Origin of the sequence: Morganella morganii (assembly GCF_019243775.1) — a bacterium.
Taxonomy (GTDB): Bacteria; Pseudomonadota; Gammaproteobacteria; order Enterobacterales; family Enterobacteriaceae; genus Morganella; species Morganella morganii.
Window position 1 is genome coordinate 1,755,885 of the sequence record NZ_CP069157.1, and the last position, 13,639, is coordinate 1,769,523.

Annotated in this window: 12 protein-coding genes and 1 pseudogene; 5 read left to right on the plus strand and 8 right to left on the minus strand. The window is 51.7% G+C overall.

The genetic code is table 11. From position 1 onward, the window contains the following. Positions 1–20 precede the first annotated feature (20 nt). Both JL661_RS08465 and JL661_RS08470 read right to left on the minus strand, forming a co-directional pair. The gene (locus tag JL661_RS08465) at positions 21–590 is read right to left on the minus strand and encodes a YcxB family protein (protein WP_062771556.1); all 570 of its coding nucleotides are present in this window, start codon (positions 588–590) and stop codon (positions 21–23) included. 87 nt (positions 591–677) lie between these two features. Further along, positions 678–1,454 (minus strand): YciC family protein, encoded by a 777-nt coding sequence (locus JL661_RS08470; RefSeq protein WP_004238158.1) that lies wholly within the window; start codon positions 1,452–1,454, stop codon positions 678–680. A 424-nt stretch (positions 1,455–1,878) separates the two neighbouring features. Here JL661_RS08470 and ompW point away from each other — a divergent pair, with 424 nt between their 5' ends. Continuing rightward, positions 1,879–2,514, plus strand: a complete 636-nt coding sequence (gene ompW / locus JL661_RS08475) for an outer membrane protein OmpW (protein WP_004238157.1) — start codon at positions 1,879–1,881, stop codon at positions 2,512–2,514. A gap of 80 nt (positions 2,515–2,594) precedes the next feature. Here the strand turns inward: ompW and JL661_RS08480 are convergent, their stop codons facing one another. The 6 genes and pseudogenes from JL661_RS08480 to JL661_RS08505 all read right to left on the minus strand — a co-directional run bounded on the left by JL661_RS08480 (position 2,595) and on the right by JL661_RS08505 (position 9,606). Then, positions 2,595–2,909 carry a BON domain-containing protein gene (locus tag JL661_RS08480; protein ID WP_004239204.1) on the minus strand — a complete coding sequence of 105 codons (315 nt, stop codon included), beginning with the start codon at positions 2,907–2,909 and terminating at the stop codon, positions 2,595–2,597. Positions 2,910–3,033: 124 nt separating this feature from the next. Further along, the gene (gene trpA / locus JL661_RS08485; RefSeq protein ID WP_062771558.1) at positions 3,034–3,840 is read right to left on the minus strand and encodes a tryptophan synthase subunit alpha; all 807 of its coding nucleotides are present in this window, start codon (positions 3,838–3,840) and stop codon (positions 3,034–3,036) included. Then, on the minus strand, positions 3,840–5,030 hold the full coding sequence (gene trpB / locus JL661_RS08490) for a tryptophan synthase subunit beta (protein ID WP_024473163.1): 1,191 nt from the start codon (positions 5,028–5,030) through the stop codon (positions 3,840–3,842). Before trpB ends, trpA begins: the two co-directional genes overlap by 1 nt. A gap of 32 nt (positions 5,031–5,062) precedes the next feature. Then, positions 5,063–6,430 carry a bifunctional indole-3-glycerol-phosphate synthase TrpC/phosphoribosylanthranilate isomerase TrpF gene (trpCF, locus tag JL661_RS08495; RefSeq protein ID WP_024473162.1) on the minus strand — a complete coding sequence of 456 codons (1,368 nt, stop codon included), beginning with the start codon at positions 6,428–6,430 and terminating at the stop codon, positions 5,063–5,065. A gap of 3 nt (positions 6,431–6,433) precedes the next feature. After that, positions 6,434–8,056 (minus strand): annotated as a pseudogene (trpD, locus tag JL661_RS08500) (bifunctional anthranilate synthase glutamate amidotransferase component TrpG/anthranilate phosphoribosyltransferase TrpD). Beyond that, the gene (locus JL661_RS08505) at positions 8,056–9,606 is read right to left on the minus strand and encodes an anthranilate synthase component 1 (RefSeq protein WP_062771560.1); all 1,551 of its coding nucleotides are present in this window, start codon (positions 9,604–9,606) and stop codon (positions 8,056–8,058) included. Before JL661_RS08505 ends, trpD begins: the two are co-directional and overlap by 1 nt. A 334-nt stretch (positions 9,607–9,940) precedes the next feature. On the opposite strand from JL661_RS08505, the gene rnm reads away from it, so the two are divergent. The 4 genes from rnm to JL661_RS08525 all read left to right on the plus strand — a co-directional run bounded on the left by rnm (position 9,941) and on the right by JL661_RS08525 (position 13,626). Beyond that, positions 9,941–10,810, plus strand: a complete 870-nt coding sequence (rnm, locus tag JL661_RS08510; RefSeq protein WP_062771562.1) for an RNase RNM — start codon at positions 9,941–9,943, stop codon at positions 10,808–10,810. Between the two features lie 13 nt (positions 10,811–10,823). Beyond that, positions 10,824–11,444: an L-threonylcarbamoyladenylate synthase gene (locus tag JL661_RS08515; protein WP_004238147.1), complete on the plus strand. Its 621-nt coding sequence runs from the start codon at positions 10,824–10,826 to the stop codon at positions 11,442–11,444. Positions 11,445–11,554: 110 nt separating this feature from the next. Further along, a complete protein-coding gene (rluB, locus tag JL661_RS08520) occupies positions 11,555–12,487 on the plus strand; it encodes a 23S rRNA pseudouridine(2605) synthase RluB (RefSeq protein WP_004239215.1) in 933 nt (310 codons plus the stop codon). A 191-nt stretch (positions 12,488–12,678) separates the two neighbouring features. Next, positions 12,679–13,626, plus strand: a complete 948-nt coding sequence (locus tag JL661_RS08525; protein ID WP_004239216.1) for a hypothetical protein — start codon at positions 12,679–12,681, stop codon at positions 13,624–13,626. Positions 13,627–13,639: the final 13 nt, after the last annotated feature.

The window sequence follows — 13,639 nt, forward strand, 5'->3', positions numbered from 1 at the left end:
ACCGCAGATACACCGGATAATCAGGCCATCTTATTGGCCTGATTTTTTATCTGCACATTTCTTATTTTCTGTGACAGCAGGTGCAAAATATCTTTCTTCTGTGCCTCTGACTGAATATCCCGCAGCGGAATAATAATACCGTCATATTTACCGTGGTAAAGATAAAGCCCGGTAGCGCTTTCGGCATAATCAATGACCGATTCCCAGGCAAAAAAAGAATGGTAAAGGGCAGAAACCTGGTTTATCCCGTCATTATTCAGTTCAAACGTTGCCGGCCGCAGGAGGTAATGTCCGGACTGAACAGAAAGCTGCTTCATAACCCGTCTGCTTTTGACAAAACGGCTGTAAATAAACACCAGTAGTGCTAAAAACCCGCAGCTCAGCCCGTAAAAAACAGAATAAATATCAAATTTGCCCGGCAGCGGCGAAAATGTACTGAAAATAAGTAATAACATTCCGCATAATATCAGCCAGATAAGAATATAAGGAATTCGTCTCCACCCGACCGGCTCCTGATAAAAATGCCGGAAACTGAACGTCTGATAGTCAGCCAGATCCTGAACAGTAAGCGTGATGGGCAGAGTGATCATAATCGTATTCCTTTATTTCCTGAACAGTCTGCACATCATATTGCGCACAAAAAAGACAATATCATTATCTGTACGCATTATCAGGCCTTACTGATAGTCGCTGGCAGATTGCGATTGTGTAAATAACTGATAGAACCGGAACAGATAAATAATTACCAGTCCGCTGATGACATTATTAATAAACAGAATAACAGTCATCAGAATATGCTCATTTTCTATCGGTAGTTTACTAAGAAACACTACGGATGCCTGTTTCAGGGCAAACCATATTAAAATAGCAGGCAGAAGTGTTCTGATATTTTTCAGGGCAATATTTCCGCTGATTTTAATAGCGGTAAATACGCTGTTCTTTTCGGTGAACATAATGATCGGTGCCAGCGCCAGTAACATAGCCAGAATTAATCCCGGCAGATACATGGCGACGAGCCCGAGGGCAATCACCAGCGAGCAGATTAACAGCAGCACCAGCATGCGCGGAATGCGTCCGGCAGAGCCGGTGATGGCCTGCAGCGCGGATACCGGCTGTCCCTGTGAGGCACTGAAAATCAGGAAAATCATGGACGTCACAAAGACGGCATTGCCCAGCAGGGAGCTGAAGATAGTTCCGAGACCGGTTTTCAGCATCTGCCACTGGTCATCGGATGTCAGTGCGGCGACCGCCCGCTGAAAGCCGCCGGAGCCTTCAGTGGCGTAAGTGGTCTCCAGAGCACGGATAAGTGCCAGCCCGTTGGAATTGTAAGTCAGGAGGACATTGAGCCCGACGGTCACAGCGGCGGTGAGCAGCGAAATGATCAGGACAGACAACAGCTGATTACGGAAAAAATTAAGACTGTCGCGGGCAAGAACCGGCACCGGCATGGACATGGAACAACTCCTGTAAGGCATGAAATAAAAACGGTGATGCAATTGTAAAACAGTATGGCGGGGATTGTAACCTGTTCATCCGGCAGAAATACAGTGATCAGACGGAATATCCGGAAATAGAGAGCTAAAAATATACAAATTATTAACAATAATAAAACAAAATATTCGGCTGAATAGTAAGCATCTTATTTTACAAATTGATATAAAGCACACAAATAACGATAGCGCTAAAAATGGTGGAGGTTGTTTTTGATATAAATCAATAAATGAAAATACTACCGTGGAATAATAATTTAGATCTTTGTGAAAAATGCGGTTTTTATTTAAATGTTGTGATCTGTCTTAGATCATAATTGCATTTAAGGTTGTATATTTCAAACTGTACTTATTGTGTTTTTTTTTTTTTTTTAGGATGGGATAGATAATGAAAAAGCTTTCTGCAGTGTGTTTAGCACTGGCAACGGTTTTACCGTCAGTTTCAATGGCACACCAGGCCGGTGATTTTATCGTTCGTGGTGGTACTGCGACTGTGCGTCCGAACGTCAGCTCTGATAACGTTCTGGGCTTCGGTTCTTTTGAAGCGAACAATAATACTCAGTTAGGTTTAACTTTCAGTTATATGATCACTGATAATATCGGTGTGGAATTACTGGCAGCGACACCGTTTGAGCATAAAATCTCTGTTCCGGCTGCGGGTGAAATTGCCTCTGCCAAACATTTACCGCCAACCTTAATGGCACAGTACTATTTCCGTACTCCGGAAGATAAACTGCGTCCGTATTTAGGTGTGGGTGTTAACTATACCTTCTTCTTTGATGAAGGATTTAACGATACCGGTAAAGGCGCAGGCTTAAGCGATCTGAGCATGAGCAGCTCATGGGGTGTGGCAGCACAGGCAGGTCTGGATTATGAATTAGACCAGAACTGGATGCTGAACGCCTCCCTTTGGTGGATGAACATCAAAACTGATGTTGATTTCAAAGCCGGTGGTGCCAGCCAGTCTTACAAAACTAACCTGGATCCATGGGTATTCATGTTTGGTGTCGGTTACAAATTCTGATAATCCTCGTTATCAGTACCATAAAAAACGGCGCAATTATTATTGCGCCGTTTTTTTATCCGGTAATCTGATATTCAGAGTCACCGCAACTTCATTGAGTTAATAACAACCTTCACACCCGGAACTTTACGCGCGGTATTTACCGCCAGGTTCGCTTCTTTTTCTGAAGAGACAAATCCGCTCAGCTGAACTTTACCTTTAAATGTTTCCACGCTGATTTGAGTGGATTTAATGCCTTTCTCACCCAGTAACGCTGTTTTCACTTTAGTGGTAATGACGGAATCATCAAAATACCCCCCGGTACCTTCACTGGTGGCAGTCGGGGCACAGGCGGACAGGGTGAAAGCCATAAACATGACAACAAAAAATGAGGTGACCAGTTTCATATACTTCATTATGTTCTCCTTATTACCGGCACGGATCGCAGAATAATGTGTGCCTGACCTTTTCAGTATTGATGAAAACCGGATGTTTCTCAACAAAAAATAACCCGCTGTTAACAGCGGGCGGAATGAAAAATTATAATTGCGTTGCGTTTTTCATTTTCTGCGTAAATTCCCGCAGTTTCTGACACATCACCGGTATATTATCCAGATTTGCGGCGATGATTTTTACCACAGCAGAGCCGGAAATCGCCCCTGCAGCACCATTCCGCAGTGATTCCTGTACCTGTTCCGGTTCAGAAATCCCGAATCCCTGAACCGGCGGTGCGGCATTCAGCGCGGTCAGTTTTGCCGTCAGATCAGCCAGGGACTTTTCAGCCCGCTTTTCTGTTCCTGTCACCCCGGCACGGGAGAGCAGGTAGGTATAGCCTTTTCCGGCGGCGGCCAGTGTTTCCAGTAATTTATCATCCGCATCCGGCGGACAGATAAAGACCGGTGCGATATTACTGGCCAGCGCAGCATCCCGGAACGGCTGAGACTCATGAAGCGGCACATCGGCAATCAGCACCGAATCCACCCCGGCTTTTGCCGCTGTTTCATAAAACTGACTGATACCGTTATGGAAAACCAGATTGGCATACATCAGCAGTCCTACCGGCAGTTCCGGGTATTTTGCACGGATTTGTGCAATCAGCTCAAAGCAGCGTGCCGGGGTCATACCGGCCGCAAAGGCACGGAGGTTAGCGTCCTGAATTACCGGGCCGTCTGCCAGCGGGTCAGAAAACGGAATACCGATTTCCAGGGCATCAGCACCACCGGCCACCAGAGCATCAATAATTTGCAGGGAAACCTCAGCGGACGGATCACCGAGGGTGACAAACGGGATAAACGCACCCTGGTTGCGGGACTGCAAATGCTGAAAAAGTTGTTCATACCGGCTCATCAGAAATCACCTCTTGCTTTAAAAATGTCATAAACAGTGAAAATGTCTTTGTCTCCGCGACCGGAAATATTGACGATAAGAATTTGTTCTTTCTCCGGATTTTCACGGATCATTTTCAGTGCGTGTGCCAGGGCATGGGAGGATTCCAGTGCCGGGATAATCCCTTCCTGACGGCTCAGGGTTTTAAAGGCGTCAAGTGCCTCGTCATCGGTGGCGGAAACATAATCCGCCCGGCCGATAGCATTCAGATACGCGTGCTGCGGCCCGACAGACGGGAAATCCAGACCGGCAGAGATGGAGTAAGATTCCTCGATCTGACCGTCTTCTGTCTGCATCATCGGTGATTTCATACCGAAATAGATACCGATGCGGCCATGTTTGAGTGGTGCACCGTGCTCGCCGGTTTCAATACCGTGCCCGGCCGGCTCGACGCCGATCAGAGCGACGGATTCATCGGGAATAAACCCGGCAAATGCGCCGATAGCGTTGGAACCGCCACCGATACAGGCGATCACCGCATCAGGAAGACGTCCTTCACGGGCGAGGATCTGGGCGCGGGCCTCATCACCGATCATGCGCTGGAACTCGCGGACAATCGTCGGGTACGGATGCGGACCTGCTGCGGTACCTAATAAATAGTGGGCGCGGTCATAATTGCCGCTCCAGTCGCGCAGCGCCTCATTACAGGCATCTTTCAGCGTGGCGGAGCCGCTGTGCACCGGAATGACTTCCGCGCCCATCAGCCGCATGCGGAACACATTCGGAGACTGACGTTCCACGTCTTTTGCCCCCATATATACCCGGCATTTCAGGCCGAGCAGCGCACTGGCCAGTGCTGCCGCCACGCCGTGCTGACCGGCTCCGGTTTCGGCAATAATTTCCGTTTTTCCCATCCGTTTTGCCAGCAGTGCCTGGCCGAGCACCTGGTTGGTTTTATGTGCACCGCCGTGCAGTAAATCTTCGCGTTTCAGATACAGTTTGGTTTTGCTGCCCGCAGTCAGGTTTTTGCACAGTGTCAGGGCTGTCGGGCGTCCGGCATAGTTTTGCAGCAGATCGGTAAATTCACGCTGAAATTCCGGGTCTTCCTGAGCGGCAATAAAGGCATCTTCGAGCTGGTCGAGTGCCGGGATTAAAATCTGCGGCACAAACTGCCCGCCGAATTCACCAAAATAGGGATTTAATTTACTCATTGTTTTCTGATCCTTTATCTTTTCAGTTGTAGTCAGGCAACTTGCTGATGTAATTGATTAAATATCTGACGAAGCTTTTCTGCATCTTTAATACCGGGGGCGGACTCGGCGCCGGAGTTAAAATCCAGCCCGGCAGCACCGGAAGCGGCGGCGGAGACACAGTTTTCCGCATTCAGCCCGCCCGCGAGGGTAAAGGGCACCGGCAATGAAGGGGGCAGTGTCTGCCAGTCGAAAGTCTGGCCGGTGCCGCCTTTGCCGTTATCCAGGACCAGCCGCACCACGCCGTCAGGCACGGTGATATCCGCACCGTGCGACATATCCAGCGCTTTCCATATCTCACATTTTGCCGGAAGGTGCAGACGCAGCAGCGCGATATCGTGCTCGTTTTCATCACCATGTAACTGAATCGCATGCAGTTTCAGGCGGCGGGCAATGGCAGCGATATCTGCGGGATCGTGGTTACGGAACACACCGACGTACGCCAGCGGTGCACCGCGCATCACCTCAGCTGCCTGTACTTCATCCACATAACGCGGCGATTTGCTGACAAAAATCAGGCCGCCGAAGGTGGCACCGGCGTCATAAGCGGCGCGGGCATCGTCCGCACGGGTCAGTCCGCAGACTTTGTGTTCGCCGTAAATCAGGCGGCGGATAGCTGTGTCCAGATCAGGCTGCGCCATAATGGCACTGCCGATCAGGAATCCGTCAGCATGGGGACGCAATTCGCGGATGTGCTGATGGGTGGTAATGCCGGATTCACTGATAATAATGCGGTCAGCCGGAATATGCGGTGCAAAATCCGCTGTCCGGCGGCGGTCAATAGAGAGGTCGCGCAGGTCGCGGTTATTGATGCCGATAACCTGTGCATCAAGGGCAATAGCGCGGCTCAGTTCCTCTTCCGTACTGACTTCCGTCAGTACACCCATATTGAGGGAATGAGCCAGGGTCGCCAGTGAGTGATAATCCGCATCATTCAGGACGGAGAGCATCAGCAGAATCGCGTCTGCTCCATAGTGGCGGGCGAGATACACCTGATAAGCATCAATAATGAAATCTTTGCACAACACCGGCTGCGTGATCAGCGCGCGCACCTGCCGCAGATAGTCATGTTGTCCCTGAAAATATTTCTCGTCGGTCAGTACAGATACTGCTGTGGCATACGGCGCATAGGCCGCGGCGATTTCACTGAGATTAAAATCCTGACGGATAAGCCCTTTCGACGGAGAGGCTTTTTTGCACTCCAGAATAAATGCGGTTTCCGCGCTGCGCAGTGCCTGATAAAAATCGCGGTCACTCAGCGGCAGATTATCCGCAAAACTCAGCAGCGGCTCCTGTTTCTTCCGCGCAACCAGGGAGATACGTTTATCATTCACAATCTGTTCTAATACGGTGCCTTTCATGGTTTATCCTCTCGCGGCCAGGGCGGTGACGCGCTCAAAGGCGTTACCACTGCGGATCATTGCCAGCGCGTGCTGAGCATTATCCTGTAAGTCTTCGTTATCATTGAGTTTCATCAGCAGGGCGACATTGGCTGCCACGGCGTGACTTTGTGCTGCGGTGCCTTCTCCCTGTAATAACCGGGTCAGCAACTGACGGTTTTCTTCCGGGGTACCGCCGCGCAATTCCTGCATGTCATAACCCGGCAGGCCGAAATCGTCTGTGGTCAGGCGGTATTCGCGGATCTCCCCGTTATGCAATTCGGCAACCTGTGTCGGTGCGTGCAGGGAAACCTCATCCATTCCGCCGCTGTGTACTACGGCGGCACGCTGGTAGCCGAGGACTTTCAGCGTCTCAGCAACAGGGCGGATCAGCGCCGGGCTGTATACGCCGATCAGGGCAACCGGCGGACGGGCCGGGTTGATCAGCGGCCCGAGGACATTAAATAAGGTACGGGTTTTCAGCTGCTGACGCACCGGCGCGGCAAAACGGAAGCCGTCGTGATAGTGCGGGGCAAACAGAAAGCAGACGCCGACATCATCCAGTGCGCTGCGGGACACATCTGCCGGGGTATCCAGCGCGATCCCGAAGGCATTCAGTAAATCAGAAGAGCCGGTTTTGCTCGAAACACTGCGGCTGCCGTGTTTGGCGACTTTTATCCCGCAGGCCGCTGCCACAAAGGCGCTGGCCGTGGAGATATTGATGCTGTCGGAAGCATCGCCGCCGGTGCCGACAATATCACTGAAACGATAGTCCGGACGCGGGAAGGCGCGCGCGTTATTCAGACAGGCCTGGGCGGCACCGGCAATTTCATCCGGCTGTTCACCGCGCATTTTCATGCTGATCAGCGCTGCCGCCAGCTGGGTTTCACTCAGTTCTCCCCGGATAATCGCGGAAAATAACTCCCGGCTTTCCGCCAGGGTCAGTGTTTCACCCCGGTAAAGTTTTTCAAATAATGTTTGCATCTCTCTGTTCCTTAATCTGTTTTTTTATCTGTTATTCAGGTTGAGTTATGCCTGTGCCCACGCAAGGGTCTTCGCCAGCAGGGCTGCACCGTCCGGTGTCAGAACGGATTCGGGGTGAAACTGTAAGCCGCAGACTTTGTCCTGTTCATGGCGGACGGCCATCACAATGTTGTCGCTGGTGGCACACACGGTCAGCGCTTCCGGGATGATTTCCGCTGCCAGTGAGTGATAGCGTGCCACTTTCATCGGGTTAGGCAGACCGGAAAACATAGATTGCTCATCGTGGTGCAGCTGGCTGGCTTTACCGTGGAGCACAGCACCGGCGTGGCTGACTTTGCCGCCGTAGGCTTCGACAATCGCCTGATGGCCGAGGCAAATACCAATCACCGGGTAACGTCCTCTGACACGGCTCAGCACTTCCGGCTGGCATCCGGCATCCGCTGGTTTCCCGGGACCCGGAGATAGCACCAGCACCGGGTTTTTCATGGTTTCCAGCGCGGACAGAATGACCTCCGCCGGAACCCGGTTGCGGTAAATCACCACCTGATGGCCCTGAGCACGGAACTGGTCGGCCAGGTTATAAGTAAAGGAATCGACATTATCGAGCAGTAAAATATCAGCCATCAGAATGTCTCCTCTGCATGATGGGCGCGGGTGATAGCGCGGATCACCGCGCGGGCTTTGTTGCGGTTTTCGTCGGCTTCCGCCTGCGGGTCGGAATCCAGTACCACGCCGCCGCCGGCCTGCACAGTGGCTATGCCGTTTTCGACATAGGCAGAGCGGATCACAATGCAGGTATCGAAGGTGGTATCACCGCGGAAATAGCCGACCGCACCGCCGTAGCTGCCGCGACGGACTTTCTCGGCCTGTGCAATCAGTTCCATTGCACGGACTTTCGGTGCGCCGGTCAGGGTGCCCATATTCATACAAGCCTGATAAGCATGGAAAATATCGAGGTCACCGCGTAATTCACCGGTGACGCGGGACACCAGGTGCATCACAAACGCATAACGATCCACTTTGGTCAGTTCCGCCACACTGCGGCTGCCGGGACGGCAGATACGGGCGAGGTCATTACGGGCCAGATCGACCAGCATGAAGTGTTCGGCCAGCTCTTTCTGATCCGTACGCAGGTCAAGCTCCAGACGGCTGTCTTTATCCGCATCCACCGAACCGTCTGCTGACAGGCCGCGCGGACGGGTGCCCGCAATCGGGTAGATTTCAATCTGACGGGTTGCCGGGTCATATTTCAGGGCACTTTCCGGTGATGCGCCGAACAGAGTGAAATCCGCATCCTGCATAAAGAACAGGTAAGGGCTTGGGTTACGGGTTTTCAGTTCGCGGTAAGCGGCCATCGGGGACGGGCACGGTAACTGAAAACGGCGTGACGGCACGACCTGGAAAATATCACCCTGAACAATGGATTGTTTTAACTGATTAACAATAGTGCAGAAATCAGTATCTGAATGTGACGTTGTCACGCTGATATCTGCGGGCGTAACATCCGCAGAACCGGTTACCGGCTGTGCCAGCGCCGTTAATACCTGCTGATGCTGTGCTGTCAGGCGGGTTTGTTCTGCGGCATCCGCTGTAAATGTCAGGGTAACCAGTTCACTGGTCTGCTGCTGGTGGTCGATGGTGAGCAGGGTTTCCGCCAGATAAAAACAGTAATCCGGGCAGCTGTTGGTGCGTTCAACCGGCGGCAGTGCCTCAAAGGCTGCGACCAGGTCGTAGCTGAACAGCCCGCCGCAGAACAGCGCGTGACGGTCATCTGCCTGTGACGGCAGGTTCATCAGAGTGCGGAGCACATCAAAGACCGATGCGGCGCGCAGGCGGGTATCTTCATCCGCATGGGCGGCCGGTGCAGTGAATTGCAGTGTCAGTGTGTTACCGCTGATAGTCCCGGCGGACAGACGATCCTGTAATACCGGCAGTAATGCCGCACCGTTGGCGGTCAGTGCTTCTGCGGTGACGGTGTGTCCGGTGCAGCGGATGCGCAGTGCGCTGTGCAGTACCAGCATGCTTTTTAAATTTGCTCTGGACGCGATTTCGGCGGATTCTAATAACAGCGTTGCAGGACGCTGCGCGCAAAGCGCAGTGAATACCGCCGCCGGGTCGGGCTGATAAGCCGGATAAGCTGTCCGGATGTGTTGTGTGAAAATCGTGCTGTCCATGATAATTACCTTGCTATGTGAATTTTTTGCCATAAAAAAAACCCGCCACGGGGGCGGGTTCTGTGCTCTGGTACAGCCGGTTAACTGACATGCACGCACAACCATTCCGCCCGACGGGAAAGATTGCGCCACCAACGATTGTTCAGTTTGTGCATGTTCATGGGATGTCCTCAGTATAAACAGTGATTACAGATAACTCGTTCTGTGTACTAGTTAACTAGATCGCGGTTGGTGTGTCAAGGGTTTTTGTGGAATACTGTGCGTCCCGTAAATGCGGATGAAATTTTATGAAGTCACTTCTGGCAATGCATTGTCAGAACAGAAGGGAGACGTGATGGAGCCGGAAAATACAGGTATTGACCTGTCGTGCTATGATTTACACAGCCATACCACTGCGTCAGACGGCATGCTGACACCGGAGCAGTTACTGGACAGAGCCGTTGAGATGAAGGTGACCGTGCTGGCAATTACCGATCACGACACCACGGATGCACTTCCGGCGGCACATCATTATCAGCAGGCAAATAATTTACCGCTGACGGTGATTAATGGTGTTGAAATATCAACACTTTGGGAACATCATGAGATTCATATTGTCGGGCTGAATATTGATATTACCCATCCGGCAATGACAGAATTACTGGCGCAGCAGTCAGAACGGCGCCGGGCACGCGGGATGCTCATCAGTGAACGGCTGGCAAAGGCCGGAATTGAAGGCACCTGGGAAGAGGCGAATGCGCTGGCGCAGGGCGGTGAAGTCACGCGCGGACACTTCGCCCGGGTGTTGATCGCCCGTGGTGTGGAACCGACGATTCCGAAAGTGTTCAAACGCTATCTCGCCCGTAACAAAACCGGCTATGTGCCGCCGCAGTGGTGTGATATCCCTGACGCGGTACAGGCCATTCATGCCGCCGGCGGACAGGCCGTGCTGGCACATCCCGGCCGCTATGGCTTATCCGCCAAGTGGCTTAAGCGCCTGTGTGATTTCTTTAGACAGGCCGGCGGGGATGGCATGGAAGTGGCGCAGTGTCAGCAGGCTCCGGATGAGCGCCGGACTCTGGCGCAATACGCAATAACATACGGATTAAAAGCCTCCCAGGGATCCGATTTTCATCAGCCGTGTTCGTGGATAGAACTGGGCCGTAAATTGTGGTTACCGGGTGATGTAATACCAATCTGGCAGGATTGGTCACTGAAGGATTAACAGAGGAAACAACATGGGCCAGATGTTTTATATCCATCCGGATAACCCGCAGGCACGCCTGATCAATCAGAGCGTGGAGATTTTTAACAAAGGCGGCGTGGTGATTTACCCGACCGATTCCGGCTATGCCATCGGCTGCCGCCTGGAAGATAAAGATGCGTTACAGCGGATCTGCCGTCTGCGTCAGATAGACAGTAATCATAACTTTACCCTGATGTGCCGCGATTTATCGGATATCTCTACCTATGCACATGTGGATAACACGGTATTCCGTTTAATCAAAAATAATACACCGGGTAATTACACCTTTATTCTGCGGGCGACCAAAGAAGTGCCGCGCCGTCTGATGAGTGAAAAACGTAAAACGATTGGTCTGCGTATTCCGGCAAACCCGATTGCCATGGATTTACTTGCTGCAATGGGTGAACCGCTGATGTCAGCCAGTCTGATCCTGCCGGGCAATGATTTTGCGGAATCTGATCCGGAAGAAATTAACGATACCCTGGGCAAGCAGGTGGATCTGGTGATCCACGGCGGTTATATCGGCCAGCAGCCGACCACGGTTATCGATTTGACTGACGACGTGCCGGTTGTGGTGCGTGAAGGAACCGGAGATGTAACGCCGTTCCTGTGATCGCCGTGTGCGTCACATGTGTAAAATGCGTTAGCGCCGTGCATTAACCTGTGTATAATGCTGCGGTTGATTTTTATGACGCCTGTGAAGGCGACAGCAGAGGGTGCTCAATGAGCCAGAAAACAGAAAAGTTACAAAAGGTGTTGGCGCATGCAGGGCATGGCTCACGCCGCGAAATTGAAAGTTACATCGAAGCGGGTCGTATCTCTATTGACGGCAAAACTGCCACACTGGGTGACCGTATCGATGTTAATACGAATGCTAAAATCCGCCTCGACGGCCGGATTTTAGGCATCAAAGATGCACAGAAAAACCCGTGTCGTGTTCTGGCGTATTACAAGCCGGAAGGGGAATTATGTACCCGCCACGACCCGGACGGCCGTCCGACAGTCTTTGATCGTCTGCCGCGTATTCAGGGAGCCCGCTGGATTGCCGTCGGTCGCCTGGATGTGAATACCAGCGGATTACTGCTGTTCACCACCGACGGGGAACTGGCAAACCGCCTGATGCACCCGAGCCGTGAAGTAGAGCGTGAATATGCGGTCCGTGTCTTCGGTGAAGTGGATGATGCCAAACGCAATCAACTGCTCAAAGGTGTTCAGCTGGAAGATGGGCCGGCCTCATTCCGTTCGCTGAAATTCAAAGGCGGGGAAGGTATCAACCAGTGGTTTAATGTCTCCCTGACCGAAGGCCGCAACCGCGAAGTCCGTCGGATGTGGGAAGCGGTCGGTGTGCAGGTCAGCCGCCTGATCCGTGTCCGTTACGGCGATATCGATCTGCCGAAAGCGCTGCCGCGCGGCGGATGGGTGGAACTGAACCTGGAAAAAACCAACTATCTGCGTGCACTGGTGGGACTGCCTGCAGAAACTACCACCAAGGTTTCTGTGGAAAGTGATAAACGCCGGATCAAAGCCAACCAGATCCGCCGTGCGGTAAAACGTCACTCACAAGTCGGCACCACCGCATCAAAACGTAATTCCGGGCGTCCGTCATCAACCCGTCAGGGTACCGGAAATACACAGAAACGCCGTACCGGTAAATAATAATTCGGTTACGTAAAACCGGTATTTTCTGTTATTTCAGCCTGTATTTGTTCTTATAAACGTCCTGTGCCATCGCACGGGGCGTTTTTTTGTACAGGAGTCATGCAAATACCCTCAGTGTGGGTTAAAATAATCAAAACAGTATTTCCCGCCGGTGAATGACCGGGAAACAGAGATATATCTGCGAGGAGATGATTATTGCGATAACCAGATGCGGTCTGTTAACGCTCATCTTTCTGCTCCCCGGATGTGGTGACGAAACACAGCCCGACGCACCTGAGCTGAGCCGGTATTACTATAGTAATATTACCGGGGATGATCTGTTTTTTACGGTAAACGGGAAAAGTTATCACCTTGCACATGACGCGGAGGGCATTGTTTATCTGCCGTCCGGCCTGAATAAGCTGGAAACCCCGCAGGGACAACAGATTTCCTTTATGGCTTATCCCGGGAACAGCGGCGGGATCCTCAATCCGTCCCGTGCCCGTTATTATTCCTATACCATTCATGACGGCGATACCCTGTATTCACCGCAATTTAATTCCATGGTAAAGACATTTAAATTTGACGGTCATTATTATCAGGGACCGTTGCGGACCAGTAATGCCGACGTTATCGATAATAACCTGTTTAAATGCCGGTATCCTTCCGATGTGCCGGATATAAAAGCCGTGCTGGACAGATTTGTTGCCGGGGAAAAAGGAATGATGACAATCTGTATGAATGAAAATGAATTCCGCCGGTTCCTGGAATACAATCCGCGCGGTGTCAGTTTATTACCGGATAATACGGTGATCACACCGGAACAGGATGCGGATACCGGTAATACTTTCCGCCCGCATGACATTCAGTTTCAGGATGCGGAATTGCGTGAGGATGCTGAAAAAATCACTGATATTGTGACGGAGTTCCGGCATCAGACGGATGTGACAAAAAAATATGAAATATACAGCCGTTATCACACGGTACTGATGCGGATGGCTAATCGTTACCGTCAGATACTGCTGCAAAGCGATAAAGAGAATAAGACAGATAAAGAAGAGAGCAGGAGATTCAGTGAGTTTGTGCAGGAAACCGGTGAAATTTTCGGTGCCGGGGTTTTACCGCTGCAAACGGATGAAACGCCCCCGGCACACTGACGTTACTGCCTTT

Excerpts from the sequence above, each read along its gene's own strand:
- JL661_RS08465 (WP_062771556.1), bottom strand. The coding sequence starts at position 590 with ATGATCACTCTGCCCATCACGCTTACTGTTCAGGATCTGGCTGACTAT.
- rnm (WP_062771562.1), top strand. The coding sequence starts at position 9,941 with ATGGAGCCGGAAAATACAGGTATTGACCTGTCGTGCTATGATTTACAC.
- JL661_RS08515 (WP_004238147.1), top strand. The coding sequence starts at position 10,824 with ATGGGCCAGATGTTTTATATCCATCCGGATAACCCGCAGGCACGCCTG.
- trpA (WP_062771558.1), bottom strand. The coding sequence starts at position 3,840 with ATGAGCCGGTATGAACAACTTTTTCAGCATTTGCAGTCCCGCAACCAG.
- JL661_RS08525 (WP_004239216.1), top strand. The coding sequence starts at position 12,679 with ATGATTATTGCGATAACCAGATGCGGTCTGTTAACGCTCATCTTTCTG.
- trpB (WP_024473163.1), bottom strand. The coding sequence starts at position 5,030 with ATGAGTAAATTAAATCCCTATTTTGGTGAATTCGGCGGGCAGTTTGTG.
- JL661_RS08470 (WP_004238158.1), bottom strand. The coding sequence starts at position 1,454 with ATGTCCATGCCGGTGCCGGTTCTTGCCCGCGACAGTCTTAATTTTTTC.
- rluB (WP_004239215.1), top strand. The coding sequence starts at position 11,555 with ATGAGCCAGAAAACAGAAAAGTTACAAAAGGTGTTGGCGCATGCAGGG.
- ompW (WP_004238157.1), top strand. The coding sequence starts at position 1,879 with ATGAAAAAGCTTTCTGCAGTGTGTTTAGCACTGGCAACGGTTTTACCG.
- JL661_RS08480 (WP_004239204.1), bottom strand. The coding sequence starts at position 2,909 with ATGAAGTATATGAAACTGGTCACCTCATTTTTTGTTGTCATGTTTATG.
- JL661_RS08505 (WP_062771560.1), bottom strand. The coding sequence starts at position 9,606 with ATGGACAGCACGATTTTCACACAACACATCCGGACAGCTTATCCGGCT.
- trpCF (WP_024473162.1), bottom strand. The coding sequence starts at position 6,430 with ATGAAAGGCACCGTATTAGAACAGATTGTGAATGATAAACGTATCTCC.